At 64.4% G+C, this 25102-nt stretch carries 27 protein-coding genes, 1 tRNA gene and 1 pseudogene; 15 read left to right on the forward strand and 14 right to left on the reverse strand.

Annotation, left to right across the window (positions count from 1 at the left end; translation table 11 throughout):
* Nucleotides 1-144 precede the first annotated feature (144 nt).
* Nucleotides 145-372: a hypothetical protein gene (locus I6F17_RS29825; protein ID WP_225126911.1), complete on the reverse strand. Its 228-nt coding sequence runs from the start codon at nt 370-372 to the stop codon at nt 145-147.
* A 136-nt stretch (nt 373-508) separates the two neighbouring features.
* Complete coding sequence (locus I6F17_RS29830; protein ID WP_225126913.1) at nt 509-1375, reverse strand: alpha/beta hydrolase; 867 nt, start codon at nt 1373-1375, stop codon at nt 509-511.
* Nucleotides 1376-1517: 142 nt separating this feature from the next.
* On the opposite strand from I6F17_RS29830, the gene I6F17_RS29835 reads away from it, so the two are divergent.
* Nucleotides 1518-1895 (forward strand): VOC family protein, encoded by a 378-nt coding sequence (locus I6F17_RS29835; RefSeq protein WP_035996730.1) that lies wholly within the window; start codon nt 1518-1520, stop codon nt 1893-1895.
* A gap of 19 nt (nt 1896-1914) precedes the next feature.
* The gene (locus tag I6F17_RS29840) at nt 1915-2799 is read left to right on the forward strand and encodes an arginase family protein (RefSeq protein ID WP_225126915.1); all 885 of its coding nucleotides are present in this window, start codon (nt 1915-1917) and stop codon (nt 2797-2799) included.
* A 94-nt stretch (nt 2800-2893) separates the two neighbouring features.
* Here the strand turns inward: I6F17_RS29840 and I6F17_RS29845 are convergent.
* Nucleotides 2894-2978, reverse strand: a tRNA-Leu gene (locus tag I6F17_RS29845).
* Nucleotides 2979-3134: 156 nt separating this feature from the next.
* Here I6F17_RS29845 and I6F17_RS29850 point away from each other — a divergent pair.
* Nucleotides 3135-3674, forward strand: coding sequence for a disulfide bond formation protein B (locus I6F17_RS29850; RefSeq protein ID WP_225126917.1), 540 nt, complete (start codon nt 3135-3137; stop codon nt 3672-3674).
* A 101-nt stretch (nt 3675-3775) separates the two neighbouring features.
* On the opposite strand, the gene I6F17_RS29855 is transcribed toward I6F17_RS29850, so the two are convergent.
* On the reverse strand, nt 3776-4861 hold the full coding sequence (locus tag I6F17_RS29855; RefSeq protein WP_225126920.1) for an AbrB family transcriptional regulator: 1086 nt from the start codon (nt 4859-4861) through the stop codon (nt 3776-3778).
* Between the two features lie 100 nt (nt 4862-4961).
* On the reverse strand, nt 4962-5252 hold the full coding sequence (locus I6F17_RS29860) for a phosphate starvation-inducible protein PsiF (RefSeq protein WP_225126922.1): 291 nt from the start codon (nt 5250-5252) through the stop codon (nt 4962-4964).
* 200 nt (nt 5253-5452) lie between these two features.
* Between I6F17_RS29860 and I6F17_RS29865 the strand changes: the two genes are divergently transcribed.
* Complete coding sequence (locus I6F17_RS29865) at nt 5453-5935, forward strand: hypothetical protein (protein WP_225126924.1); 483 nt, start codon at nt 5453-5455, stop codon at nt 5933-5935.
* Nucleotides 5936-6048: 113 nt separating this feature from the next.
* Here I6F17_RS29865 and I6F17_RS29870 read toward each other — a convergent pair whose 3' ends face one another.
* Nucleotides 6049-6597, reverse strand: coding sequence for a TetR/AcrR family transcriptional regulator (locus I6F17_RS29870; protein ID WP_225126926.1), 549 nt, complete (start codon nt 6595-6597; stop codon nt 6049-6051).
* A 107-nt stretch (nt 6598-6704) separates the two neighbouring features.
* Between I6F17_RS29870 and I6F17_RS29875 the strand changes: the two genes are divergently transcribed.
* The 4 genes and pseudogenes from I6F17_RS29875 (at nt 6705) to I6F17_RS29890 (ending at nt 8849) form a co-directional block, all read left to right on the forward strand.
* Nucleotides 6705-7133 carry an acyl-CoA thioesterase gene (locus I6F17_RS29875; RefSeq protein ID WP_225126928.1) on the forward strand — a complete coding sequence of 143 codons (429 nt, stop codon included), beginning with the start codon at nt 6705-6707 and terminating at the stop codon, nt 7131-7133.
* 3 nt (nt 7134-7136) lie between these two features.
* Nucleotides 7137-7580, forward strand: a complete 444-nt coding sequence (locus I6F17_RS29880) for a PaaI family thioesterase (protein ID WP_225126930.1) — start codon at nt 7137-7139, stop codon at nt 7578-7580.
* Nucleotides 7581-7628: 48 nt separating this feature from the next.
* Nucleotides 7629-8102, forward strand: a pseudogene (locus tag I6F17_RS29885) (LrgB family protein); the annotation flags it as partial.
* Nucleotides 8103-8189: 87 nt separating this feature from the next.
* Nucleotides 8190-8849 (forward strand): DsbA family protein, encoded by a 660-nt coding sequence (locus I6F17_RS29890; protein ID WP_225126932.1) that lies wholly within the window; start codon nt 8190-8192, stop codon nt 8847-8849.
* A gap of 80 nt (nt 8850-8929) precedes the next feature.
* On the opposite strand, the gene I6F17_RS29895 is transcribed toward I6F17_RS29890, so the two are convergent.
* The 3 genes from I6F17_RS29895 to I6F17_RS29905 form a co-directional block, all read right to left on the reverse strand.
* A complete protein-coding gene (locus I6F17_RS29895) occupies nt 8930-9136 on the reverse strand; it encodes a hypothetical protein (RefSeq protein WP_128265907.1) in 207 nt (68 codons plus the stop codon).
* An 81-nt stretch (nt 9137-9217) separates the two neighbouring features.
* Nucleotides 9218-10288: a phospholipase gene (locus tag I6F17_RS29900; protein ID WP_225126934.1), complete on the reverse strand. Its 1071-nt coding sequence runs from the start codon at nt 10286-10288 to the stop codon at nt 9218-9220.
* Nucleotides 10289-10315: 27 nt separating this feature from the next.
* Nucleotides 10316-11287: a S1C family serine protease gene (locus I6F17_RS29905; protein WP_225126936.1), complete on the reverse strand. Its 972-nt coding sequence runs from the start codon at nt 11285-11287 to the stop codon at nt 10316-10318.
* A gap of 263 nt (nt 11288-11550) precedes the next feature.
* On the opposite strand from I6F17_RS29905, the gene I6F17_RS29910 reads away from it, so the two are divergent.
* From I6F17_RS29910 to I6F17_RS29935, 6 genes are all read left to right on the forward strand, one after another.
* A complete protein-coding gene (locus I6F17_RS29910) occupies nt 11551-12969 on the forward strand; it encodes a M20 family metallopeptidase (RefSeq protein ID WP_225126938.1) in 1419 nt (472 codons plus the stop codon).
* Nucleotides 12970-13228: 259 nt separating this feature from the next.
* Nucleotides 13229-15019, forward strand: coding sequence for a peptide ABC transporter substrate-binding protein (locus I6F17_RS29915; RefSeq protein ID WP_035996767.1), 1791 nt, complete (start codon nt 13229-13231; stop codon nt 15017-15019).
* 26 nt (nt 15020-15045) lie between these two features.
* Complete coding sequence (locus I6F17_RS29920; RefSeq protein ID WP_025033623.1) at nt 15046-16005, forward strand: ABC transporter permease; 960 nt, start codon at nt 15046-15048, stop codon at nt 16003-16005.
* Nucleotides 15971-16888, forward strand: a complete 918-nt coding sequence (locus I6F17_RS29925) for an ABC transporter permease (protein ID WP_225126940.1) — start codon at nt 15971-15973, stop codon at nt 16886-16888. Before I6F17_RS29920 ends, I6F17_RS29925 begins: the two co-directional genes overlap by 35 nt.
* Nucleotides 16888-17883, forward strand: a complete 996-nt coding sequence (locus I6F17_RS29930; RefSeq protein WP_036040321.1) for an ABC transporter ATP-binding protein — start codon at nt 16888-16890, stop codon at nt 17881-17883. Before I6F17_RS29925 ends, I6F17_RS29930 begins: the two co-directional genes overlap by 1 nt.
* Entirely contained in the window at nt 17880-18848 is a 969-nt protein-coding gene (locus I6F17_RS29935; protein ID WP_225126942.1) for a dipeptide ABC transporter ATP-binding protein, read from the forward strand. The genes I6F17_RS29930 and I6F17_RS29935 overlap by 4 nt, the downstream gene beginning before the upstream one ends.
* A 29-nt stretch (nt 18849-18877) precedes the next feature.
* On the opposite strand, the gene I6F17_RS29940 is transcribed toward I6F17_RS29935, so the two are convergent.
* Together I6F17_RS29940 and I6F17_RS29945 are read right to left on the reverse strand one after the other, a co-directional pair.
* Nucleotides 18878-20782 (reverse strand): sensor domain-containing diguanylate cyclase, encoded by a 1905-nt coding sequence (locus tag I6F17_RS29940; protein WP_225126956.1) that lies wholly within the window; start codon nt 20780-20782, stop codon nt 18878-18880.
* Nucleotides 20783-20955: 173 nt separating this feature from the next.
* Nucleotides 20956-21177: a dodecin gene (locus tag I6F17_RS29945; RefSeq protein ID WP_036020706.1), complete on the reverse strand. Its 222-nt coding sequence runs from the start codon at nt 21175-21177 to the stop codon at nt 20956-20958.
* 178 nt (nt 21178-21355) lie between these two features.
* Between I6F17_RS29945 and I6F17_RS29950 the strand changes: the two genes are divergently transcribed.
* Entirely contained in the window at nt 21356-22237 is an 882-nt protein-coding gene (locus tag I6F17_RS29950; protein WP_225126958.1) for a DMT family transporter, read from the forward strand.
* Between the two features lie 48 nt (nt 22238-22285).
* Here I6F17_RS29950 and I6F17_RS29955 read toward each other — a convergent pair whose 3' ends face one another.
* The 3 genes from I6F17_RS29955 to I6F17_RS29965 all read right to left on the reverse strand — a co-directional run bounded on the left by I6F17_RS29955 (nt 22286) and on the right by I6F17_RS29965 (nt 25047).
* Nucleotides 22286-22915, reverse strand: a complete 630-nt coding sequence (locus I6F17_RS29955; RefSeq protein WP_225127083.1) for a helix-turn-helix domain-containing protein — start codon at nt 22913-22915, stop codon at nt 22286-22288.
* A gap of 405 nt (nt 22916-23320) precedes the next feature.
* Nucleotides 23321-23878, reverse strand: coding sequence for an HNH endonuclease (locus I6F17_RS29960; RefSeq protein ID WP_225126960.1), 558 nt, complete (start codon nt 23876-23878; stop codon nt 23321-23323).
* A 191-nt stretch (nt 23879-24069) separates the two neighbouring features.
* The gene (locus I6F17_RS29965) at nt 24070-25047 is read right to left on the reverse strand and encodes a peptidyl-alpha-hydroxyglycine alpha-amidating lyase family protein (protein WP_225126962.1); all 978 of its coding nucleotides are present in this window, start codon (nt 25045-25047) and stop codon (nt 24070-24072) included.
* Nucleotides 25048-25102: the final 55 nt, after the last annotated feature.

Consider the following 25102-nt stretch of genomic DNA (forward strand, 5'->3'; position numbering starts at 1 on the left):
TCGTCCCGCGACCCGCGTGTCCCCCGCGGCGCGAAGCAAGTTTAACCGCAGCGCGAAGGCGGTGACACCCATAATCATGGGGGCGGGAAAGTCACGGGACGGCCATGTGCCGGCCTGACGTTGTCGGCCGACGGGCCAATCCGGCTACGAAAGATCGATCCGCGGCGGCGGATATCGCCGCGCCAGGACCGATAGCGACAGCGGCCGTTCGTCTTCCGGCAGCTCCAGATAGGCCAGCACGAGCGGCCGCTTCCAATCGCCGACGCCGAAATCCATCGCCGTCCATTTCTGCGGCTCGGGCCCTTCGAGCCCCCGGACCCAGACGAAATAGCGGGGAAGGTCGTCCGTGTCCGTCGTGCGTCTCCTGGCCATCGAAGCGGTCCGCTGCGTCAAGATCGTTGCCGCACGATATAGGAAATATCTGGGGGAAGTCGAACGCCCCGGACGATCGGGGAAGCTTGCCGCCCGCGCCGGTGCCGGTTGGCGACAAAAGCGCTGTCGTTGCCCGTTAAGGTTCGATCCGTTCGAGAAATGATCGCGTCAGCGCGACAACCTCATCGAGGTTGGTTTCGAGCAGCCAATGGCCGCCATCCAGGAGATGCAGTTCGGCATCCGGCAGGTCGCGGAGATAGGCCCGCCCTGACTCCTCAGGCATGTAATGGTCCTGCGGCCCCCACAGGATCAATGTTGGGGGCTTGTGCTGCTGAAGATATCGGCGGTGCTCGGGAAACCACTGGCGGTTCGCCTTGAGGCCAAACAGAACGTCTGCGGCGGCGTCTTTCCGCCGCTCGGTCATCAGCGACCAGTGCAATCGCCAAAGGTCCGGTGCGATCAGCCCAGCCATATCCGCACGCAAATCGTTCAGGAACTCGTCGCGGAAATTCTCTTCAGTGACAGCTTCCCGCATCGCCGCACGCATCTCCTGATCGGGCAGTGACCAGCACTTCTCGATGTCGGCGTATGCCGGGCCAAGCGCATCTTCGTAAGGTATGTCGCCGTTTTGAATGATCTGGGCCACCACCCTCTCAGGCCGCATGATCGCCAGCCTCGCTCCGATCGGTGAGCCAAAATCATGAAGGTAGATCACGAAGCGTTCGATCTTCAGCTGCCTCACGAACTGGTCGAGCCACGCGGCATAGCCGTCGAAGCTGTAGTCGAAGTCATCAGGTGTCCCGCTATAGCCGAACCCGGGATAGTCGGGAGCAATCAGCCGCCAATTATCGGCCAGTCGCGGCATCAGATTGCGGAATTCGTAGGATGAACAGGGATAGCCGTGCGGCAGCAGAACGACGGGCGCGCGTTCAGGACCGGCTTCTCGGTAGAAGGTATCCACGGATCCGATCCGGACCCTGCAATGTCTGACGCGTGTGTCCATGTCTTGCTTCCTTTGTAGATAAAGCAACTTCGGGGGCGGGGTTCCCGGCATCTGCTTCGTGGTGGGTAGAACCGCAGGCGGCTCTGCGGAACAACGACCGGAAGCTCACCGTTACGAAGCAACACCGGAACGGGAGGTCGTTGTGATCCATCATGTCTCCGTCGGTACGAATGATGTTCAGCGTGCGAAGCGCTTCTACGATGCGGTCTTGCCGGTCGTCGGGATCACGCCGATGGCCGAGGACGAGGGCGGACTGGGCTACGGAAGCGGGACGTTTCACTTCAGCGTTCAAGTTCCGATCGATGGAAAACCCGCGACCGTGGGTAACGGCAGTCATATCGCCTTTGCCGTCGAGAACCGCGCGATGGTCGATCGCTTCTACGCAGCAGCATTAGAGCATGGTGGCAGCGACGCTGGCGCTCCCGGGCTGCGGCCGAGTTACGACCTCAACTATTATGGGGCGTTTGTCCGCGATCCAGACGGTCACAAGATCGAGGCCGTGACCTACTCGGCACAATAGTCGCGAGCGGGAAGGCGCCATGCCGACCATGCCCTATGCAATTATCGAAGCTCCTTCGACGCTCGGCCTTGCGACCGACGGCGTGGAGCGCTTGCCCGAACAGCTGCTGAAGCTTGGACTTGCGGAGCGCATCGGCGCACGCCGCGCCGGGCGGCTGGTGGTGCCTTCGAAAGATCCGGCGCCGGATCCCGAGACCGGCATCTTGAACGCCGGCGCAATAGCGGCGTGGTCGCCCCAGCTCGCCGACGCGGTGGAAGCGGTGCTTGTCGCGGGCGAGTTTCCGCTGGTGCTGGGCGGCGATTGCACGATCTTGCTGGGCTCGATGCTCGCGCTTCGACGGCGCGGCCGCTACGGCCTGTTGTTCATCGACGGCCACGCCGATTTTTTCCAGCCCAAGGCGGAGCCCAATGGTGAGGGCGCCTCGATGGACCTTGCCTTCGTTTCCGGCTACGGCCCGTCCCTCCTGGCCGACATCGAAGGTCGCGGTCCTCTGGTCCGCCCTGAAGACATTGTGGCGTTTGGATATCGCGATCACCAGGATCAAGCGGAATATGGAAGCCAGCCGCTTCCCGAAGAGCTCAAGGTGCTTGATCTTCCGGCTGTGCGGGCGCGGGGCATCGAGGCCGCTGCACGCGAAGCCGTCGATCACCTGACGCGAGCCGAGCTGGACGGCTTCTTCATCCATCTCGACGCCGATTGTCTCGACGACACCATCATGCCGGCTGTCGATTTTCGCGTGCCGGGTGGGTTGTCGTGGGACGAGCTATCGACCGTGCTCCGGGTTGGCTTGGCGAGTGGCAAGGCGGTCGGCCTGGAGATCACCATTTACAATCCGGGCCTGGATGAAGACGGCAGCGCCGGGCATGGCCTGGCCGATGTGCTCGCAGCAACGCTCTGGTCGTAGTTCGAGTTTGCTGAACCAGTCCGACTTCGCCAAGAGGCTTCGCCGGACACGCTTCGCCCTTCTAGCCCCCACGCGAAGCCCAAAGGGCCAAGCGTGGTGCCCCTGGCCGGAATCGAACCAGCACTCCTTGCGGAACTCGATTTTGAGTCGAGCGCGTCTACCAGTTCCGCCACAGGGGCCCTCGGTCGGCCCCATAGGCGGCGTCGCGAAGCCGGCGGACTATAGCCATGGACGGGACGGGGTCAACCCGCGCCAAAGTGATACGGCCGTTCTCGACAGCCGCATGGGCCGGGGCTAGAGGCTTAGGGCGCGCGAGAGATACGAAAGAGGCTGCCGTGACCACCCAGAGTGCCGCCATACCTGCGTTCAAGCCGGGCGCCACGAGCCCCGCGCTGACCGCCGCGGCCTTGGTCACGTTGATCGGCGCAGCCACGATTGCGGGCGCCTGGTTCTTCCAGCTCGTCCTGGAGATCCTGCCCTGCCCATTGTGCCTGGAGCAGCGCCACGCCTATTACCTTGCGATACCGCTCGGTGTGCTGACGGCGCTGGCGGCGCGAAACGGCGCGCCGCGGCCGCTGCTGCTGGCGGGGCTGGCGATCCTCACCCTGGCCACGCTCGCCAATGCCGGCCTCGGCGCCTACCATTCCGGGGTCGAATGGGGGTTCTGGAAGGGGCCGACCGATTGCTCCGGTCCGGTCGTCAACCTCGGCAGCGCCGCCGATCTCTTGTCGAAGCTCGACACCGTGAAGGTGGTGCGCTGCGACGAGGTGCAATGGCGCTTCCTCGGCCTCTCGCTCGCCGGCTACAACGTGCTGATCTCACTCGTGATGGCCGCGATCGCCGCGTGGGGATTCGTGCGGACGGCGAAGCGCTAAAGCATGATCCGGAAAAGTGTGTAGCGGTTTTCCGAAAAGATCATGCTCAAACAAAACCTAAAGCGCGATGACGATTCATCCTAATCGCATCGCGCTTTAGCTCAATCATCCACGTCGTCCTGCGTGCGCCCGAACAGGTGCACGATGCCCGGCGTTGCGATCGTCACGAAGACGAAACGCGACAGGTGGTGGGCGCCGACGAAGATCGGGTCGATGTGCAGCGTCAAGGCCAGCGCCAGCATCGCGTCCATCGCGCCCGGCGCGAAGGCGACGACGACGTCGGAGAATTTCACTGGGGTGGTCAGCGCCACGATGGCAACGAAGGTGGCGGAGACGGCGATGGCCACGGCAAACGAGCCCAGCGCAGCGCGGAGGTGGCCGGCGAGCGTCTTGATCCGCATCCGGGCGAAACGGCTGCCGATCAGTGCGCCGATCCCGATCAGCGCAACGCCACGCACCCAGTCCGGCAGGCCGCCCTCGACCCATCCGGCACCATGCAGCACGCTGGAGGCGATCATCGCGCCGAACATCCAGCTCGCAGGAAACCTGATCAGCCGCAACACGAGCGCCGCGGCCAGCGACGCGGCGGCCAGCTCGAGCAGGTCGAGCGGCGAGGCGATGGTCGTTGTCAGCGACTGTGCAGCCGAGGGCGTGACGCCTGCAATCGCCAGCACCATCGGCAGCGCGGCGGTCAGGATCATGACGCGCATGGTCTGCACCACCGCAATGCCCGGCAGGTCGGCGCCGCGCTCGACCGCCAGGATCGTGATCTGCGACAGCGCGCCGGGACTGCCGGCCAGGAAAGCGGAGGTGCGGTCCCAGCCATGCATGCGCTGGAGGTAATAGCTCGACCCGAACGTGGAGCAGAACGTGGCGAGCGCAAGCAGGCCGATGGTGACGGGGTAGGCGCTGACCTGCTGAAGCAAATGGCGCGAGACGACCGAGCCCAGCGAGATGCCGAGCAGCACCAGCACGGTCTGGGTCAAAATCGGCGGCAAGGTCAGCTGACGGCCGGCGATCGCGGCGATCCCGACCGCGATCATCGAGCCGGAGATCAGCCCGCCGGGAAGGCCGGCGAGCAGAAATACAAGGCCGCCGGCGGTGCCGATGACGAGCGTCTCCACCGTGCTCAGGATCGTGGCACGGCTCGGCCATTCGAACGACAGGGAGGCGGTGATGTGCTTCACGCCACCTTATCGCAAATCAGCGCGAGGCGCACAATTGCAGGCTCGTCATGCCGCAATGCGCGAGGCCTTCCGCGGAGGCTCGGAAGGAATCGTGACGGGCTTATTTCTTGTCGGCTGCGGGAGCTGCGGGAGCGGCGACTGCGCTGCCGGCCTTCGCCTCCTTTTTGCATTCGCGACGTAATTTCTTGCGCTCCTTCCCCTTCAATCCCTTGGCGTCCGCCTGCCTGGAGCATTCCAGCGATTCCGCCGATCGCTCCTTCGTTGCCTTCTTGTCGTCGACGGTGGCGGCAGTGTCGGTCTTGTCGGCCGGCGCGGCGGTCTGTGCGAAAGCGGTGCCGGTGACGAGCAGGGAGGCGAGAGCAACGGCGGCCAGGCGGGACGTGAAGGTCATGTGGTGCACTCTGCTTGCGAGAATTGCGAAGGGCTGGAACGTTGGCTCGCGTTGCTGAACGCGACATGAATGAGTTGAGCGGCAGGATCACTATATTTTGCCGGCGCAACCCATCGCATCCTTGTCCCAAGCGGCCGGCACGCTAGGATAGCAATCCTCAATTCACTTCCGTCGGGGAAGATCAAGCAGGAGACCCAGGGATGACCATTCAGACGAAATTGTTGTATGCGATCGCAGCGTCCGGTGTCGCGGCATTGCTGACGAGCGCGCCGGCACAGGCACTGACCGCGCAGGAGTGCAGCGCGAAGTACCAGGCCGCCAAGAAGGACGGCTCGCTCGGCACCATGAAGTGGAATGACTTCCGCAAGGCCCAGTGCGGTGCCGATGCGACGCCCGCCGCCGCGCCGACAGCGGCTGCGCCCGCAGCTCCCGCGGAGCCGAAGCAGGCCAAGAAGGAAGAGGCACCCGCCGCCGCGCTGGCCCTGCCGGCCGGTCCTGCGGTCTACCCAAACGCGGTCGATCCGAAATATGCCAAGGAGACGCCCGGCAAGGCGCGCCTGCACACTTGCGTCGACCAGTATAATGCCAACAAGACCACCAACGGCAACGGCGGCTTGAAATGGATTCAAAAAGGCGGCGGCTATTACAGCGAATGCACCAAGAAGCTGAAGGGCGCCGCCTGAGCTTCGCATTGCTGAGAAGGCCGGAGCAAGGCTCCGGCCGATTCGCCTGAATTCTCGCGCATGATCTTGTCTGAACACCTGCGCCCACCCGGTCCTTGGGGTCCGGATCATGCTCAGTCCAGCAGCTTCTCGGCAGATTTCGCCACGAGCTGCGACCGCTTGCGCGGACCGCTCTCGACGAACAACAGGCTCTGGCCGAAGATGAAGCAGTAGAACAGAAAGGCCTGCGCGTCGGCCTCCTCGGCCGCAAGGCCGGTTGCGCGATAGAGGTCGCCGACGTGCCTGAGCCGCGCCGCGTCGACGCTTGCCACTGCCGCCGCGGCGTTCTGGTCCGAGCGGGCCCATTGCCGGATCGCGAGCTCGATCGCGATCCCTTCCGGATTGAGTCGCTCGGAATAGAGCTGGATCACCGCCTTCAGCCGCTCGCGGGGCGCTTGTCCGTCGAGGCTCGTCTGCTGCGCGATCGCGGCGATGCGGCCCTTGCGCCAGGCGTCGAGCATGGCCTCGAGCAGTGCGGCGCGGTCGGCGAAGCGCCGGTAGAAGCCGCCCTTGGTGACGCCGAGATTCTTGGCGAGCACCTCGACGCGCACGCCCTCCACTCCCGCGCGGGCGAGCTCGGCAAACCCAGCCTCGACCCAAACGTCGCCCTTGCCGTCGCTCATGAAGAAAGCCTCACCCGGTCTTGATACGGTGCCGTATTGCTAACGCGACACGGGTTTGATACGCTACCGTATCAACGATCAAGGACGAAATTGCGGGAGGAAATGCGATGGAGCAGGAGGCGACCTATCGCGGCACGGTCTATCCGTGGCAATGCGACCATGTCGGGCACATGAACATCATGTGGTATGTCGGCAAGTTCGACGAGGCCAATTGGAATCTGTTCGCTCGTCTCGGCCTGACGCCGAGCTATTTGCGCATCTCCGGCCGTGGCATGGCTGCGGTGCAGCAGAATATCGCCTACAAGCGCGAGCTGCTCGCCGGCGACATCGTCGAGATCCGCAGCCATCTGCTCGAGATCAGGGACAAGTCGATCCGCTTCCGGCACGACATGACGAATGCCGAGACCGGCGAGCTCGCCGCGATGTGCGAGATCACCGGCGTGCACATGGACCGCCAGCTCCGCAAGTCCGCCCCGTTCGCCGATTGCATTCGCGAAGCGGCCTTGAAGCATCTTGCCGAACCAGCCGAGGTGTGAGCCATGACTGCCTTCGAGCCGAAAAACCCGGGCTATCGCGCGGCGGCCATCGCCATGTTCGATGCCCAACCGGCCATGCGCACGCTCGGCATCGTGATCGTCCGTCTCGCGCCGGGCGAGGTCGAGCTGGCGATGCTGCATGCGCCGGCTCTCACACAGCAGAATGGTTTCATCCATGCCGGCATCATCACCGCCGGGCTCGACAACGCCTGCGGCGTTGCGGCCTTCAGCTTGATGCCGGCGGAGGCCGGTATCCTCACCGTCGAATTCAAGACCACGCTGCTTGCGCCCGCCCGCGGCGAGCGTTTCGTCTTCAAGGCCAAAGTGGTCAAGCCCGGCCGTACGCTGACCTTCTGCGAGGCAAAGGCCTACGCCGAACATGACGGCAAGACCAAGTTGATCGCCACGATGACCGGGACATTGATGGCGATGCTGCCGGCGGCTTAGTTGAGTCGGGCGCGTCCCGCGCATAGCGCGATTGACAAGCGTGCCAGCGCGCTCGCCGTGCCGCTCTACGAGAACCGCAAGCGCGTGGTCGCATCGATCGTGCCGATGCTGGTGGCGCTGATGGTGGGATCGGTCGCGGCGGTGGTGTCTGTGGTGCTGCTGGCCGAGCTCGCCGGACTGCCGCGCGATGTCGTGCTGTCGCTGGCGCCGAAATCGGTCACCGCAGGCGTCGCCATGGGTATCGCCGAATCCCTGTACGCCGATCCTTCGCTGGCGGCGGTCGCCGTGATCCTCACCGGCATCAGGGGCGCAATCATCGTGACGCCGCTGATGAACCGCACCGGCATCACCGATTACCGGGCCCGCGGCTTTGCCGCCGGCCTTGCTGCGCATGGCATCGGCACCGCCCGCGCGTTCCAGGTCGACGAGATCGCCGGCGTGTTTTCCGGCATCGCCATGTGCCTGAACGCTCTGGTGACATCGTTCCTGGTGCCGGTGGCGGTCACACTGCTGGTGCGATGACATCGCCGCCGCGACACTCTATATGTTCGGTAACAATTCCCGGTCTCGATCCGTATTGATGGAGATGGGACCGAAACGGGACGAGATATGGCTGGATTCACGAATAAGGGCCTTGTGCCGACGCGACGCGTGGCGCTGATGCTGATCGGGGCGGGCGCGCTTGCGGCGGGCAGCATCACCTCTGCGCGCGCCGCCACCGGCGATGACGAGGTGCTGACCGAAGCCAAGGTGCTACGCGATCCCGACACGCCGGTCGCAGGCAATCCCGACGGCAACATCACCATCGTCGAATGGTCCGACTACAATTGTCCCTATTGCCGTAAGCTCGAGCCCGAGCTGCGCCAGGTAGTCCAGGACGACGGCAAGGTGCGGCTGGTCATGAAGGACTGGCCGATCCTCGGGCCGGTTTCGGTCACCGCGGCGCGGAGCGCGCTGGCGGCCAAGTTCCAGGGCAAGTATCACCAGGCCCATGACGCCCTGATCGGCGTCAGCTCGCGCCTGACCGAGCCGCGCATCAACGAGCTGCTCGCGGCTGCCGGGGTCGACATGGACCGCTTGAAGCGCGATCTCACCGGCCACGCCAAGGATATCGACGCCATCCTCAAGCGCAACAACGAGCAGGCTGAAGCTTTCGGCTTCCAGGGCACCCCGTCCTTCATCGTCGGCAAGTATCGCGTGCCCGGCGCGTTCAGCATGACCGAGTTCGAGCAGGTCATCGCCGACGCCCGCAAGGCCAAGATGAACTGAGCCGGCGATAATTCAGGACGCAATACAAAGGCGCCGTCGCGGATCTGCGACGGCGCCTCGTTCATGTCGATCGGACGAAATTACTTCGACGAGATCCGGACCCAGTCCTTGTGCGCGCGATCGCGCAGCGCATCCCAATCGGCCTTGGCGACGTCCCAGTTCACGATGGTGCGGTTGGTGGTCGCGACCTCGCCTTTGGCGACTGACGACGTCTGCATGGAATCATAGACGTAGACGCCGCCCGCAAGCAGCAACGCGCCCAGAATCATTCCGAAAAAAGTCTGCATGGCGAACCTCCGGTGACGGGCGATAACGTCGGCCCGGAGTGATGGTTCCGCGACTATGCGGCGCATCCAAGGAGAGGTTGTTCATTTTCCATTCAGCCACTCCATCAGCTCCGCATTGATCTCGCGCGGATAGGTGTGGCTGAGGTCGTCGATCTCGCGATAGGTGACTTGGGCACCGGCGGCGGACAGCGCCGCCTGTGTCTGCCGTGCGGTCTGCACCGGAAACATCCAGTCGAGCTTGCCGTGAGTGATGAAGATAGGCAGGCCTTGCAGGCGCGTTGCGTCGGCCATCTCCGCCATCAGCGGATGGAAGGTCGCCGCAACAGGGGCGAGATGCGTGAAGGGCGAGGCGCCGTCGAGGCCGGTGACGTAGCAGAAGGTGCCGCCGTCGCTCATGCCGGTCAGCAGCATGTGCGAGGGGTCGATGCGCCAGCGGCCGCGCACCTCCTCGAGAATGCGCATGAGGTTCGGCGTGTCGGTGTCCTCGCCCATCAGCGCCCAAGTCGGGCCGGTCGCGGTCGGTGCCACCAGGATCGCGCCGAGGCTGCGGGCGTCGCGGAGCCAGCTCCACAGAAAGCCGCGTCCGTTGCCGCTGCCGCCGTGCAGCGCCATCACCAGCGGCATGGGACGCTCGGGCGTGTAATATTCGGGGACGTAGACCGAGAAGCCGCCGCGGCTGCCAGGCTCGTTGTGGTCGTGGAAGATGCCGGTATCTTCTCTCGCGCTGGCTTGGAGCCGCGACAACACATCCGCATTGCCGCGATTGGCGGCGTTGAGGAAGAAGTCGCTCACCGGCGGAAATTGCGCTGCCAGCGGATAGAGCGCCTCCTGCGCGCGCGGGACATGGCGCAGCGCGCGGAACACCGCGACGAGATCGCCATGGCCACGCTCGACCTCACGAATGCCGGCAAAGGCAGCGAGCGTCTCGCCGCAGGCGCGATCGAGCCGCTCGCGCAGCCCGGCGAACTGCTCCGGCCAATCCCCGATTGCTGCGTGCGCCGTCTGCAGCGCCTCGTCCGGCGTGCCGATCGCATCCATCACCGAGGCGAAAGCCGGCGGATGCAGATGCCGCTGGAAGAAGCCGAGTGCTTCCAGCGCGTTGCGCAGCGGCGGCAGCACGGCCACGATGTCGTCGACCACGGCCTCGGTCATCGCCAGCTTTCCTCAAAGCCTTTTGGATCAGTGCAGCTTCGGCGCCTTCAGGAGCTTGAAGCGATCGGTCGACGTCACGGTGACGTCGAAGGTGACGCCTTCATGATGAACGGTGAGCGGCACGTCGACGCCGGCGGCGCCGAGGGCCCACATTTTCTTGTAGAAGGCGGTCTGACTCGTCACCTTGTCGCCGTTCACGGCGAGAATGACGTCGCCGGTCTTGAGCTCGGCGCGGGCGGCCGGGCCATTGGCGGAGATCCCGATCACCACCACGCGATTGTCGATCTCGGTCGAGTAGAGCCCGAGCCAGGGCCGTGCCGGCTTGTTGACACGGCCGAACTTTCGCAAGTCCTCCAGGACCGGCTTCAGGAGGTCGATCGGCACGATCATGTTGACGTGCTCGGCCTCGCCATCACGTTCGCGATCGAGCTGGAGCGAGCCGATGCCGATCAGCTCGCCGCGTTCGTTGAGCAGCGCCGTACCGCCCCAGTTCGGATGTGCGGGAGCGGTGAAGATGGCCTCGTCCAGCAGATATTCCCAGTAACCGGCGAATTCCTGCTTGGCCACGACCTGGCTCGCGACCGAGCGCGTGCGTCCGCCGGCGCCGCCGACCACGACGCGGTCGCCGATCCGTGTCGCCGCCGACGAGCCGAGCGGCAGCGGCGCAATGTCGAGCTGGCCGAGCGCCTGCACCAGCCCGAACCCGGTCTCGGAATCGAAGCCGAGCGCATGGCCCTCCACCACTCGTCCGTCGGCGCGGTGCAGCCAGACCGACTCTGCCTCGGTGATGAGATAACCTATCGTGAGCACCAGGCCGTCATCGATCACGACGCCGTTGCCGGCGCGTTCGGTGCCCAGCGTCTCGGCACTGAAGGCGTCCGGCGGGATGATGGCGTGCAGGCCGACGACGGAGCCGAGCGCGCGGTCGAGATCGAAACCATAGTCGCTCGCCCGCGGCTGGTTCGCCGGCGGCACTCTCCATTCGGTCAGAGCGCTCATGGAGTTCTCCTGGCTGAGAGCATCGCTCCGGCAGGCTGGCGGAGCGACGCGCGAAGCACGCCTAATTTAGGCCGGAGCAGGCCGTCTTGAAAGCCTCGTTCCCAACTATTCGGGAGAACGCCGCGTGAAATCTTGGAAAGGCCCGGAAACACATCGTCATCTGATCCGGCGCATGGCTGCTGTCCGGCGCAGTGCTAGGCGCCGTGCAGTGAAGCTGCTAACCATTGCCGCCTCGTTTGACCAAGGGATCACGGACGACAAGCATGGACAACCGCAGCGACATCTGGCGTGGCATCGACACGATCAAGGCACGCTTCATCGACCTCAGCGACAGGGTCTGGGGCATGCCTGAGGTCTGCTACACCGAGGCGCGGTCCGCCGCCGAGCATCTCGCCGAGCTGCGTCATCAGGGCTTCCGCATCACTGAGAACGTCGCCGGCATCCCGACTGCGCTGATCGGCGAGTGGGGCGAGGGCGGTCCGGTCATTGCCTTCATGGGCGAGTACGATGCGCTGCCGGGCCTCAGCCAGGAGGCGGGTGTCGCCGAGCATCGCCCGATCGAGACCGGCGGCCATGGCCATGGCTGCGGTCACAATCTGCTCGGTTCCGCAGCGCTGCTCGCCGCGACCGCGGTGAAGGACTGGCTGGCCGAGAACAAGGTGCCCGGCCGCGTGCGCTATTACGGCTGTCCGGCGGAGGAAGGCGGCGCGGCCAAGGCCTTCATGGTGCGCTCCGGCGCGTTCGAGGACGCCGACATCGCCATCACCTGGCACCCGCACAGCTTCTGGGAGGTGGCGGTAACGCCCTCGCTTGCGAATACGCGCGCGGATTTCATCTTCACCGGCCGCACTTCGCATGCGGCGGCCTCGCCGCATCTTGGCCGTTCGGCGCTCGATGCGGTGGAATTGATGAATGTCGGCGTGAACTACATGCGCGAGCACATGCCGAGCGACGCGCGCGTGCACTATGCCCTGCTCGACACCGGCGGCATCGCGCCGAACGTGGTGCAGGCCCATGCCCGCGTGCGCTATTCGATCCGCGCGCGCGATCTTCCCGGCATGAACGAGTTGGTCGAGCGTGTGTCCAAGATCGCGCAAGGCGCGGCGTTGATGACCGAGACCAAGGTCGAGATGAAGATCATCTCCGCGGTCTCCAACATCCTGCCCAACACGCCGCTGGAGCAGGCGCTGCATCAGGTCATGGAAGAGCTCGGACCGCCGCATTTCGACGATGCGGACAAGAGCTTTGCCGGCCAGATCCGTGCGACCTTGAGCGACAAGGATATCGCCTCGGTCTATTACGCGATCGGCATGGAGCCGACCGATCGGCCGCTGGCCGACTTCCTGGTGCCGCTCGATGCCAAGCGCAATCCGCTGGTCGGCTCCACCGATGTCGGCGACGTGAGCTGGGTGGTGCCGACCGTGCAGGTGCACGCACCGACGGTTGCAATCGGCACGCCCTTCCACACCTGGCAGGTGGTGGCGCAGGGCAAGAGCCCGCACGCGCACAAGGCCATGGTGCAGGCCGCCAAGGCGATGGCAGGTCTCGGCATCAAGGCGTTGACGAAACCGGAGCTGATCAAGGTTGCCAAGGCGGATCTCCAGAAGCGGACGGCCCGCACTCCTTACGTCTGTCCGTTGCCGGATCATGTCGCGCCGCCGCTCGACATGTCCGTGGCGTAGGAATTCGCCTCGATACTTCGTCTGATCCAGCGAACAAATTTTCCGCAGTGCAGCGCGCAATCCAGCAGATTTTGATGGTGGATTGCCGAACGGATGGGCTGCGGAGCGCAATTTTGCCCAACGGACAGCCAATAGACCGTTTGCATACACACGGTCCCAGTTGACGTGCACCCCATTCGGTGTGCCATCTACCGCCAGCCAAACCCGGCGGTCGCGAGCGGCCGCCTGCATCCATGTCGGAACCAGACGGGGGACAACCATGCTGGACAAAGAGCTGCGTTCGATGATCGGTCAGGTGAAGGACGGGCGGATGGACCGCCGCGCCTTCGTCAAGCGCCTCGCCGCGGTCGGTCTCACCGCTCCCCTCGCCAACCAGCTCCTCGCGCTCGGCGGCGTTGCCATGGCGCAGAGCCCCGCGGTCTACAAGCCGACCAAGCGCGGGGGCGGCGGCCCTCTCAAGGTGCTGTGGTGGCAGGGGCCGACGCTGCTCAATCCGCATTTCGCCACCGGCACCAAGGACCAGGACGGATCGCGGCTTTTCTACGAACCGCTCGCCAGCTGGGACGCCGACGGCAATCTCAACCCGATCCTCGCTGCAGAGATTCCCTCGCTTGCAAACGGCGGTCTCGCCGCCGATGCCAAATCGGTGGTCTGGAAAATCAAGCCGGGAGTCAAATGGCACGATGGCAAGCCGCTGACTGCCGACGACTTCGTGTTCACCTGGCAGTACGCCAGCGATCCCGCCACGGCTGCCGTCAGCATCAGCACCTATGGTGACATCACGGTCGAGAAGGTCAGCGATCTTTCGATTCGCATCCTGTTCAAGACCCCGACGCCGTTCTGGGCCAACGCGTTCGTCGGCGCTTATGGATGCGTTCTCCCCAAGCATCTGTTTGCCGACTACAAAGGCTCGAAGTCCCGCGAGGCGCCGAACAATCTTGCCCCGGTGGGCACCGGTCCCTACAAGTTCGTCGAGTTCAAGCCGGGCGATGTGGTCCGCGGCGAGCTCAATCCCGACTATCACATGCCCAACCGTCCGCATTTCGACACGATCGAGATGAAGGGCGGCGGCGATGCCGTCTCGGCGGCGCGCGCGGTGATCCAGACCGGCGAATTCGATTTCGCCTGGAACATGCAGGTCGAAGACGACGTGCTGCTGCGTCTGGAGAAGGGCGGCAAGGGCAAGACCGTCTATGCCACCGGCGGCGACATCGAGTTCATCGCGATCAACTTCACCGATCCGAACACTGAGATCGACGGCGAACGGTCCTCGATGAAAACCAAGCACCCGATCTTCTCCGATCCGAACGTGCGCAAGGCGCTCGCCCTGCTCGTCGACCGCGACTCCGTCAAGAAGGCGATCTATGGTCGGGCCGGCCGCACCACGGCCAACTACCTCAACGGCCCCGAGAAGTTCGTCTCCAAGAACACCTCGTGGGAGTTCAACATCGAGAAGGCGTCGAAGATGCTCGATGACGCCGGCTGGAAGGTCGGCGCCGACGGCATCCGCGAGAAGGACGGCAAGAAATTCAAGCTTCTGTACCAGACCTCGACCAACGGTCCGCGCCAGAAGACCCAGGCCATCGTCAAGCAGGCCTGTCAGAAGGCCGGCATCGACGTGGAGCTGAAATCGGTCGTCGCCTCGGTCTTCTTCTCGTCTGACGTCGCCAACCCGGACACCTATCCGAAGTTCTATGCCGACATCGAGGAGTTCCAGATCCCGATGACGCAGCCCGATCCGGCCCTGCACATGCGGCGCTACATCTCCGCCAATGTGGCCACCAAGGAGAACAAATGGCAGGGGCAGAACTTCCCGCGCTACGTCAACAAGGAGTATGATGACGCCATTGCTGCGGCTGAGACCGAGACCGATCCAGTCAAGCGCGCCGCACTCTACATCAAGTGCAACGACCTGTTGTGGCAGGACACCGTGTTCATTCCGGTGATGCATCGCCTGCTGGTGGATGCCTGCTCCAACACGTTGCGGCCGGCGCTCTCGGGCTGGGCCAATCGGACCGACAACCTTCAGGACTGGTACCGGGAGGCATGAGCGCAGGCTAGACGGGATTCTTCCCTATGAGTCAGTATGTCCTGCGTCGCCTCCTGATTGCCGTTCCGAGCCTGCTGGCGATTTCGCTGGTGCTGTTCGTCGTGCTTGCGCTCGCGCCCGGCGATCCGTTCTCCGAACTGGCCACCAATCCGAACGTGCCGCCCGAAGTGCAGGCGGCACTCCGGGCCAAGTTCGGTCTCGACGATCCGATCTACCTCCGCTACCTGCACTGGCTCAACGCCATGCTGCACGGCGACTGGGGCTTCTCCTTCGTCAGCCGGATGAACGTCGACACGCTGATCCTCCAGCGCCTGCCCGCCACGCTCTACGTGATCGGCTCGGCGCAGATCCTGGCGCTGCTGATCGCGATTCCGGTCGGCGTCTATGCCGCGACCAGGCCGTATTCGCTGTTCGACCAGATCGCGAATACGCTCGCCTTCGTCGGCTTCTCGCTGCCGACCTTCTTCACCGGCATCCTGTTCATCCTGATCTTCTCGGTCACGCTGGACTGGCTGCCTTTCGTCTACACCACCGACATCAAGGCCACCGGCATCCGCTGGGTGCTGGAGATGATCCGTCAGGCGATCATGCCGGTGGCGGTGCTCGGCCTGTTCCAGGCGGCGTCGATGACGCGCTTCGTGCGCTCGGCGATGCTCGACGTCATCCGGCTCGACTACGTCACCACGGCGCGGGCCAAGGGCCTCGGCCAGACCACGGTGATCATCAAACACGTGATGCGCAACGCCATGATTCCCGTGGTCACGCTGATCGCGTTGCAGATGCCCGCGGTGTTCGGCGGCGCCATCGTCACCGAGCAGATCTTCCGCATTCCCGGCATCGGCTCGCTGCTGATCTCCTCCATCCTTTCGAACGACACGCCGGTGGTGATGGCCGTCACCTTCGTCTTCGCGTGCCTCGTGGTGCTGTTCAATCTGATCGCGGACGTGCTTTATGGCTGGCTTGACCCTCGCATCTCGCTCCGCTGAGCGGCGCGCCTATTCGCCCTGGCGCGAAGCATGGCGGCGTTACAGCCGCCACCGGCTCGCGGTGGTCAGCGCTGTCCTGCTCCTCATCCTGGTGCTCGCCGTCGTGCTTGGGCCGTTCGTGTGGCGTGTGAAGATCAACGAGATCGACATCGTCGCGGGCCTGCAGGGTCCGTCGCTCGCCCATCCCTTCGGCACCGACGATCTCGGCCAGGACATTCTGGCGCGCATGATCTATGGTGGCCGCATCTCGCTCGCGGTCGGGCTCGCCGCGATGTTGGTCGCTGTCATCATCGGCACAGTGATCGGCGCGCTCGCCGGTATGTCGCGCGGGGCGCTCGGACACGGATTGATGTGGCTCACCGACCTGTTCCTGTCGCTGCCGCAGCTGCCGCTGTTGCTGCTGCTGATCTATCTGTTCCGCGACGGGCTGAAGCAGGTGTTCGGGCCCGAAGGCGGCATCTTCATCTTGATCGTGCTCGTGATCGGAGGTCTGCGCTGGATGCCGGTGGCGCGGCTGGTGCGTGCCCAGTTCTTGTCGCTCCGCGAAAAGGAGTTCGTCGAAGCCGCCCGTGCGCTCGGTGCCAGTCCGGTGCGGCAGGTGGTACGGCACATCCTGCCCAATGCGGTCGGCCCGGTGATCATCGCCGGCACTATCGACGTCGCCGCTGCGATCATCGCGGAATCGACGCTGTCCTTCCTCGGCCTCGGCTTCCCGCCGGATACGCCGACCTGGGGCCGGCTGCTGTTTGACGCCAAGGATTTTCTCGACATCGGCCCGCACTGGGCGCTGTTTCCGGGCGGCGCGATCTTCGTCGCGGTGGTGGCCATCAACTTCATCGGCGACGGTCTGCGCGACGCGCTCGATGCGCGACGGGTGATCTGATGGCGCCGCTGCTCGAGATCAAGGGCCTGAAAACCCACTTCTCCACGGACGACGGCATCCTCCAGGCCGTCGACGGTGTCGACATTTCCATCAACAAGGGAGAGACGCTCTGCGTCGTCGGTGAATCCGGCTGCGGCAAGACCGTGACCGCGATGTCGATCCTGAAGCTGATCGCGATGCCGCCGGGCCGGATCGCGGCGGGCCAGATCATCTTCGAGGGGCGCGATCTGGTGCCGCTGACCAGCAACCAGCTCGACGAGATCAGGGCGAAGGAGATCGGCTTCATCTTCCAGGAGCCGATGACCTCGCTTAATCCGGTGCTCACCATTGGCGAGCAGATCGCAGAGAGCCTGCGACGGCACGAAGCGGTGACCAGGAAGCAGGCGCTCGAGCGCACCATCGAGATGCTGAAACTGGTGCAGATCCCGAACGCCGAAGGTCGCGTGCACAATTATCCGCATCAGTTTTCCGGCGGCATGCGCCAGCGCGTGATGATCGCGATGGCGCTCGCCTGCAAGCCGAAGCTGATCATCGCCGACGAGCCCACCACCGCGCTCGACGTCACCATCCAGGCGCAGATCCTCGACCTCTTGCAGGACATGAAGGACCGCTTCGGCATGGCGGTGATGCTGATCACCCATGCCATGGGCGTCGTCGCCGAGACCGCGCAGCGCGTCGTCGTGATGTATGCCGGCAAGGTGGTGGAGGAGGCGCCCGTCGACGATCTCTTCGGCGATCCCCGTCACCCCTATACGCAAGGCCTGATCCGCTCGATCCCGCGCATTGATCTCGACAGCGAGCACAAGACGCGGCTTGAGGCGATCGGCGGCTCTGTGCCGATCCTGATCAACCCGCCGGTCGGCTGCCGCTTCGCGCCGCGCTGCAAGTTCGCCATGAATGTCTGCACCGAGAAGGAGCCGCTGCTGCGCGAGATCGCGCCCGGTCACCGCATGGCCTGTCATCTCGGAGATACCAGCGTGGGAGCCGCGTCATGAGCGAGCCGTTGCTCCGCGTCAGTGGCCTGAAGAAACATTTCCCGGTGCTCGGCGGCCTCTTGTCGCGCCAGGTCGGCACCGTCTATGCGGTCGACGGCGTGTCGTTCTCGGTCAACCGCGGCGAGACGCTCGGCCTCGTCGGCGAATCCGGTTGCGGCAAGTCGACGACCGGGCGCTGCGTGCTGCGCCTGATCGAGCCGACCGACGGCGAGGTCACCTTCGACGGCCAGGACGTACGCAAGCTCGGCGGCAACGATCTGAGCGCGATGCGGCGGAACATGCAGCTGGTGTTCCAGGATCCGTTCGCCTCGCTCAATCCGCGCATGACGGTCGGGGCCATTCTCGGCGAGGCCTTTACCATCCACAATCTCGCCTCCTCCTCGAAAGAGCGCGAGGAGCGCGTTGCGGGGCTTCTGGTCAAGGTCGGGCTCAAGGCCGAGCACATGCGGCGCTATCCGCATGAATTCTCCGGCGGCCAGCGCCAGCGCATCGTGATCGCGCGCGCGCTCGCGGTCGAGCCGAAGCTGATCGTCTGCGACGAGCCGGTCTCCGCGCTCGACGTGTCGATCCAGGCCCAGGTCATCAACCTGCTGGAGGACCTTCAGGCCGAGCTGAACCTGACCTATCTGTTCGTCGCGCACGATCTCTCGGTGGTCGAGCACATCTCCGACCGCGTCGCGGTGATGTATCTCGGCCGCATCGTCGAGCTCGCGAAAGCCAGCGACCTCTACCGCAACCCGCAGCATCCCTACACCAGGGCGCTGCTGTCGGCGGTGCCGGTGCCAGATCCAAAACTCAAGCGCGAGCGCATCCGCCTCAAGGGCGACGTGCCGAGCCCGATGAAGCCGCCCTCCGGCTGTCACTTCCACACCCGCTGCCCGATCGCCCAGCCACGCTGCGCGGAAAGCGCGCCGCCGCTGAAGGAGGGAGCGGGCGGCCATTTCGTGGCGTGCCATCTGGCGTAGTGCTATGAATCCGTAGACGGCCGATCAGCTCACGCGCTTTTCGCGGGCCATGCTATCACCTGGCCCGACATCACCAGCCGGTCTCGGCCGCTCTCCTTGGCGGCGTAGAGCGCCCGGTCGGCGGCGGCGACCAGCGTGCTAGAGTCCATCGCGGTCTGGGACGGAAGAGCCGCGGCGCCGCCGATGCTCGCAGTCACCAGCCGCGAAGGCGGATTTTGCGCGTGCAGCATGGCGAGATCGAGCAGCGCCTGGCGAATCGCTTCGCCGACCTCGGCGCAGCCTTCAGGACCGGTGTTCGGCAGCAGCACGGCGAATTCCTCGCCGCCATAGCGCGCCGCGAGGTCGGCCGGGCGCCTGGCCTGGGCGGATAAAATCCGGGCCAGCGCGCGCAGGCAGGCGTCGCCCGCCAGATGCCCATAGAGGTCGTTGAATTTCTTGAAATGATCGACATCGATCAGTAGCAGCGAGAGCTGGGTTCCGTCGCGCCGAGCCCGCGCCCATTCGTCGGCAAGGTGGTCGTCGAAGGCGCGACGGTTGGCGAGGCCGGTGAGACCGTCAGTGGTTGCCAGCGAGGCGAGCCTGTCCTGTAGATCCTTCTGCTCGGTCATGTCGCGCACGACCGCGACGACGCCGTCGATCACGCCGTTGTCGGACGCCACGGTGACGTGTAGCGCCGCCTCGGCCCAGATCTCGCCTTTGTCGCGATGACGCTGCCGATAGACGAACCGCGCTTCCTCCGCCTCGCCATTCTTCAGCGCGGCGATGGCCTGCTCAACTCGTTCCATGTCGTCGGCGTGAATGCCGGCCAGGGCCGAGGTGCCCATCAGTTCTTCGGCCGACCAGCCGGTGATGCGCGCGCAGGAGGGAGAGACGTAGAGCAACCGGTTATCCAGCCCGATGCGGGTCACCATGTCGCTGGATTGCTCGGCCAGCAGGCGGAAATTGGCTTCCTTGGCGACCAGGGCCTGTGCCGTGCGCTGCCGCTGCAGCAATTGACGGACCAGATAGTAACCGATCACCGCGATCAAGAGGACGAGTCCGAGGACGAAGCTCATGCGTGCTGCTGCCGCGCGTCGCCAGGGGGCGAGCACGTCGGCCTGCGACTTGCTCGCCAGCACCATCAGGGGATAGCGGCTGCTGCGCTGGTAGTAGCTCAGCCGCTCCGCGCCATCGAGCGGCGATTTGAAGTAATAGACCGCCGCGGCGGGGCGGCTTTTCCAGCTTCTGAACAAGGGCGCATCGGACAGGTCGCGTCCGACGAAGGCGCCGCTCTCGTCACGGCTGCGCGCCAACATGATGCCGCTGTCGTTGAGCAGAGATGCCGAGCCGTTCGGCCCGATGTCGAATCGCTCGTAGAACTTGACGAAATAGCTGACGTCGATCGTGAGCAGGGCGACGCCGGCGAAGCCGCCGTCGGAATCGTTGATCCGACGGGATGCGGTGACGATCCACTGGCCGCCGGAGCGGCTCTTGACGGGTCGCCCGATCAGCGTGCCCGCGTCCGTAGAATCGCGGTGGCGTTGGAAATATTCGCGGTCGCTGTTGTTGAGCTTGGAGAAATCGAGGTGCTCCGTCGTGGCGAGCCAGCGGCCGGTCGCATCATAGATGAAGATGCCGCGGATGCGCTCCGATGATTTGCGGGTGGGCAGATAGGCCTGGAGCTTCAGGATCGTGTCCGGGCCCGTCCCGTCGATCTCGAGCCGGTGGACCAGCCCGACGAGAATCGTATCGGCAAGCTCGAACGTGTCGTCCGCGTGCTGGATCAGCGACTGAGCGAGGTTGGTGACGTCGATTTCGGCGTTCCTCAGATCGGCGTTGCGCGCCTCCCATTCGCGCCACGCACTCAGGCCGAGGATAGCCACGCAAGTCAGCACGACGAATCCGGCCGCCCAGAGCGGAAGGCGCGTCTTGCCGAGTTCGCGGCTTGTGACCATCAGGCTTGCTCCAAATCGGAGCAAACCTCTCACTTTCGCCTTAACGGCCTGTTGCAATATCCGCGATGATTGTGCGGGGTCCGTACTCGACCGGGAACATGGCCGACATCGAGTTCCACTCTCGTCGGCTCGCTTTCATGGTGGTGTCGCCGCGCGATGGGCGGCCTGACGTCTCATCCTTCCAACGTGAAGCCGACGCGCAGCGTCACCTGAAAATGACGCACGGCGCCGTTCTCGACATGGCCGCGCGTTTGCACGACCTCGAACCATCTTATTTCGCGAACGGTCTTGGAGGCGCGGCTGATAGCGTTCTTGATCGCATCCTCGATCGAGGTCTCGGATGATCCGACAAGGTCCAGGATCTTGTAGACGTGATCGTGCTCGGCTGTGGGCATGGCCTTCCCTCATTTGGTATATTGCCATCCGAAACATGCGTATGGCGGAACGTGCGCAGGCGAGCGTGCCTGGCCCACGGTCTGAACGGTCGTGGAAGCTTCGGGTTCCTTGCTCCGCGATGGCCCGCATGCACCAGGCGAGGTGGAGCGGCCGACGCCGGCCTGCTAAGCGCTGGGTATGGACACGGCGCGACGCGACAGGACGATCGGCTCTCTCTGCCTGTGCGTAACGGCGTTCGGCTGGGCGTTGAACTGGCCGCTGATGAAGCTGCTGCTGCAGCAATGGCCGCCTTTGTTCGCGCGCGGCCTTGCGGGTGTTTGCGCCTCGCTCATTCTCGGCGCCCTGGTGCTGATCCGGAAGGAATCCTTCGCCGTCCCGCGCGAGGCGGTGCCGCGCCTCTTGTTTGCGACGTTCACCAACGTCTTGGCCTGGATGGGTCTCGGCACGGTCGCGATGAAATATGTGAGCGTGAGCGAGGGCGCGCTGCTCGCCTATACGATGCCGATCTGGGCGATGCTGTTCGCCTGGCCGGTGCTGCACACGCGGCCGGCGCGACGAGATGTTCTCGGGCTTGTCCTCGGCATTGCCGGCGTCACGCTGCTCCTGAGCGGCAACGGTCTTGCGTTCAGCACCGACAAGCTGGTCGGCATTGCGCTCGCACTGCTCTGCGCCATCCTGTTCGCGCTCGGCAACGTGCTCAATCGCAAGCCGCTGCCAATGCCGCCGCTGGTCGTCGTCGCTTGGCAGGTCGGGCTGGGCTGCGCCACGATGCTGGTCCTCGGCGTGCTGTTCGAGCGCCCTGACGTCACCGCCATCACTCCGCTGGGGCTCGGCTGCTTCGTCTACATGACGCTGATGCCGATGGGCCTCTGCTACGTCACCTGGTTCGAGACGCTGCGCCGTCTGCCGCCGACCACGGCTTCGACCGGCATGCTGATCGTGCCCGTGATCGGCGTCGTCTCAGCGGCGGTCATTCTCGGCGAGCCGCTCGGCTATCGCGAATGGACGGCGATGGCGCTCACGCTCGGAGGCGTGACGCTGGCGTTGCAGCGGGGATAGCCCATCGCGCGCGCATTCGCAGATCTGGGCTAGAGACCGTCGGCAAAGTCATGGGCCTAGCTCTGCCAGTTGTTCGCGCCGAAGCAGTTCGATCCGTCTTTGTGTCGTGCCCTCGAACCGGATCAGGTTTTGGTCCCGAAGCCTGGATAGAGCGCGCGAAACCGTCTCCAACGTAAGGCCCAGATAATCTGCAATGTCGCGACGGCTCATGGGAAGGGTCATGAGTCGGGGATGTCCCAGTCGCGCGTCCATCTCGACAAGGAAGGTGGCTACCCGTTCCGGCGCAGTTTTTCGTCCCAGCAGCAGCATGTGGTCTTCGGCGTGCTTCAGGTTCTGAGTAACCAGTCTCAAAAGGCTCCTGATGCCGCCTGTCCGGCTCTCGGTCGCCTCGATGACGCTGCCGCGTCTCATGATACGAACGTCGGTTTCGACGATGGCTTCGGCTGTAAAGCGATGATTGCTCCCATTCTCGAATCCGAACATGTCACACGGCAGGTGAAACGCATTGATCTGGCGACGACCGTCTGCGAGCAGCTTGTGGGTCCGGACTGCTCCCGTGACGATCTGATAGACGTATTCAGCCTCTTCGCCCTCACCGAAAATCTCGGTCCCCTTGTGATATCTATACTCACTGCAAAGCACGCGCTCACCTGCGAGAGCAGCGAGGTGACCGTCGATGGGCCGTCGATGCGTGTTGATATTCACCAGCACAGGCGCCTCCCTGATAAGTTGACGAAAGTTAAGGGGAGCGAGAGCCGCCGATTTGATCAGGCGCAAATTCAGCGCGACCTACGTAGTGGCCCGGATTAAATGGCGGGCGCCGAGCCAACGGAAGGCGGACAAAAGAAAGCCGCCAGCCTTGGGGAAAGCCGACGGCTTGGGTGGGACCGCGTAGTGGGGGCTACGCAAGGGAATGTATAACTGAGCGCGAAAACGGCCTGTTGATCTCGATCAAGCGGCCGGAACGCATGTTTGACGGATCTTCTCTCGCGCCCTGAAGAAGGAGCCCTGACCTTTCGTCGAACGCGAACCCGGCGATCGTCGGCGTTCGCGCAACGCGCAGCAGAGCGCGCTGGCTCGCACCTACGGATCCAGCTCCGTATCCCAGTACAGATAGTCCAGCCAGCTGTCGTGCAGATAGTTCGGCGGAAACAGCCGGCCGTTGCGGTGGAGCTGCTGCACGGTGGGCGCGAACGCTGTCTGGCGCGGAAACATTTTGGACTGCGCCGGTGTGAGATTGCCCTTGCGCAAATTACACGGCGAGCACGCCGCGACCACGTTCTCCCAGGTGGTCTGGCCGCCTTTGCTGCGCGGGATGATGTGATCGAAGGTGAGGTCTTCGGGCGAGCCGCAATATTGGCAGGCGAAACGATCGCGCAGGAAGACGTTGAAGCGGGTGAAGGCGGGGTGGGTGGTCGGCTTGACGAAGGATTTGAGCGAGACGACGCTGGGCAGCTGCATTTCCAGCGTGGGACTTCGAACCGCCTGATCGTAATGTGCAACGATGTTGACGCGGTCGAGGAACACCGCCTTGATCGCGTCCTGCCACGACCACAACGACAGTGGGTAGTAACTCAGCGGCCGGAAGTCCGCATTCAGCACCAACACCGGCCAACTGCCTTGCGAGACATGTGCGTTCAAGTAACGCTCCCGGCCTCCAATATACGCTGCGAAGCAGCATGTAGTGACATACTACATGCAGCGTGACGGGATTGTGAAGCCCGTTGAGCGACTTATTCAGGCGCGACCAATGCGGCGGCGGGGTGGCAAAAGTGCTCAAAAAGCCGCGATCCCGGGGGCGCGCGGAACCGCCCCAGCGTGGGCTACCTTTGCTACTCCCGTACCCGCTCCAGCTTCTGCAGGCAGCGCGTCGCGCGCACCGCGGCCGGCATCTCCTCGTCCGGAAAGCTGGTCTCCCAATTGGTGACGCCGACCTCGCCGACATAGATGTCACCCCTCGAGTCCAGTGCGAGCCCATGCGGCGCGAGGAATTTGCCGCTGGCGACGCCCGGCCCCTCCTCGCCGCCGAGCCGTGCGATGCGTTTGCCCTGCGCATCGACGATCGACAGCCGCGGGCCGAGATTGGGCACATTGCGGTTGATGGCAAGACCGGGGCCGAGCTCGCCGATGACGAAGGTCGGGCTCTTGGCCCCGCCACAGCAGCACAGCGCGCAGGGCCGGTGCAGATTGTTCCACTGCGTCTCGTATTTGCCCTCGCCGTCGAACACCTGGACGCGGTGGTTCTCGCGATCGGCGACATAGACCCAGCCGTCGGCATCGGTGGCGATATTGTGCACGATGTTGAACTGGCCGGGATCGGTGCCCGGCTCGCCCCAGCTCTTGATCAGCTTGCCGTCGGGCGTGAATTTGTGCACGTGCGCATTGCCATAGCCGTCGGAAACGTAGATCTCGTCCTTCGGCGACAGCGCGGTGTGGGTGCAGCGGTGGAACGGCTCGCCGCTCATGAACGGCGCCGGCTTTGCAGGAATGCCGATCGTCAGCAGCACCTTGCCGTCAGTGGTGCATTTGCGCACGGTATGGTCGCCGTCGTCGGTGCAATAGAGATTGTCGTCGGCGTCGATATGTAGGCCGTGCGTGCGCGAGAACAGGCCTTCGCCAAAACTGCGCAGGAAATTGCCCTCGCGGTCCAGCACCACCATCGGGTGGGCGCCGCGGTTGAAGACGTAGACGCGGTCCTTGCTGTCGACCGCCACCGAGGCGACGTCGGTGAGCTGCCAGCCGTCCGGCAATTTCGCGAAGTTGTCGACGACGCGGTAGCGGTGCTCGCCGGTGCCGAGAATGGCTGGCATTGATCTCTCCTCTTGTCATTCCGCGGCGCGCGAAGCGTGAACCCGGAATCCATTG

It is taken from the genome of Bradyrhizobium sp. NBAIM18 (assembly GCF_020193825.1).
GTDB classification, from domain to species: Bacteria; Pseudomonadota; Alphaproteobacteria; order Rhizobiales; family Xanthobacteraceae; genus Bradyrhizobium; species Bradyrhizobium yuanmingense.

Bases quoted from the DNA above. Each gene is read 5' to 3' on its own strand.
- I6F17_RS29880 (WP_225126930.1), top strand. From the start codon at position 7,137: ATGACTGCCTTCGAGCCGAAAAACCCGGGCTATCGCGCGGCGGCCATC.
- I6F17_RS29895 (WP_128265907.1), bottom strand. From the start codon at position 9,136: ATGCAGACTTTTTTCGGAATGATTCTGGGCGCGTTGCTGCTTGCGGGC.
- I6F17_RS29965 (WP_225126962.1), bottom strand. From the start codon at position 25,047: ATGCCAGCCATTCTCGGCACCGGCGAGCACCGCTACCGCGTCGTCGAC.
- I6F17_RS29840 (WP_225126915.1), top strand. From the start codon at position 1,915: ATGCCGACCATGCCCTATGCAATTATCGAAGCTCCTTCGACGCTCGGC.
- I6F17_RS29865 (WP_225126924.1), top strand. From the start codon at position 5,453: ATGACCATTCAGACGAAATTGTTGTATGCGATCGCAGCGTCCGGTGTC.
- I6F17_RS29935 (WP_225126942.1), top strand. From the start codon at position 17,880: ATGAGCGAGCCGTTGCTCCGCGTCAGTGGCCTGAAGAAACATTTCCCG.
- I6F17_RS29940 (WP_225126956.1), bottom strand. From the start codon at position 20,782: ATGGTCACAAGCCGCGAACTCGGCAAGACGCGCCTTCCGCTCTGGGCG.
- I6F17_RS29890 (WP_225126932.1), top strand. From the start codon at position 8,190: ATGGCTGGATTCACGAATAAGGGCCTTGTGCCGACGCGACGCGTGGCG.
- I6F17_RS29930 (WP_036040321.1), top strand. From the start codon at position 16,888: ATGGCGCCGCTGCTCGAGATCAAGGGCCTGAAAACCCACTTCTCCACG.
- I6F17_RS29905 (WP_225126936.1), bottom strand. From the start codon at position 11,287: ATGAGCGCTCTGACCGAATGGAGAGTGCCGCCGGCGAACCAGCCGCGG.
- I6F17_RS29875 (WP_225126928.1), top strand. From the start codon at position 6,705: ATGGAGCAGGAGGCGACCTATCGCGGCACGGTCTATCCGTGGCAATGC.
- I6F17_RS29945 (WP_036020706.1), bottom strand. From the start codon at position 21,177: ATGCCCACAGCCGAGCACGATCACGTCTACAAGATCCTGGACCTTGTC.
- I6F17_RS29920 (WP_025033623.1), top strand. From the start codon at position 15,046: ATGAGTCAGTATGTCCTGCGTCGCCTCCTGATTGCCGTTCCGAGCCTG.
- I6F17_RS29950 (WP_225126958.1), top strand. From the start codon at position 21,356: ATGGACACGGCGCGACGCGACAGGACGATCGGCTCTCTCTGCCTGTGC.
- I6F17_RS29860 (WP_225126922.1), bottom strand. From the start codon at position 5,252: ATGACCTTCACGTCCCGCCTGGCCGCCGTTGCTCTCGCCTCCCTGCTC.
- I6F17_RS29870 (WP_225126926.1), bottom strand. From the start codon at position 6,597: ATGAGCGACGGCAAGGGCGACGTTTGGGTCGAGGCTGGGTTTGCCGAG.
- I6F17_RS29910 (WP_225126938.1), top strand. From the start codon at position 11,551: ATGGACAACCGCAGCGACATCTGGCGTGGCATCGACACGATCAAGGCA.
- I6F17_RS29830 (WP_225126913.1), bottom strand. From the start codon at position 1,375: ATGGACACACGCGTCAGACATTGCAGGGTCCGGATCGGATCCGTGGAT.
- I6F17_RS29900 (WP_225126934.1), bottom strand. From the start codon at position 10,288: ATGACCGAGGCCGTGGTCGACGACATCGTGGCCGTGCTGCCGCCGCTG.
- I6F17_RS29925 (WP_225126940.1), top strand. From the start codon at position 15,971: ATGGCTGGCTTGACCCTCGCATCTCGCTCCGCTGAGCGGCGCGCCTAT.
- I6F17_RS29825 (WP_225126911.1), bottom strand. From the start codon at position 372: ATGGCCAGGAGACGCACGACGGACACGGACGACCTTCCCCGCTATTTC.
- I6F17_RS29915 (WP_035996767.1), top strand. From the start codon at position 13,229: ATGCTGGACAAAGAGCTGCGTTCGATGATCGGTCAGGTGAAGGACGGG.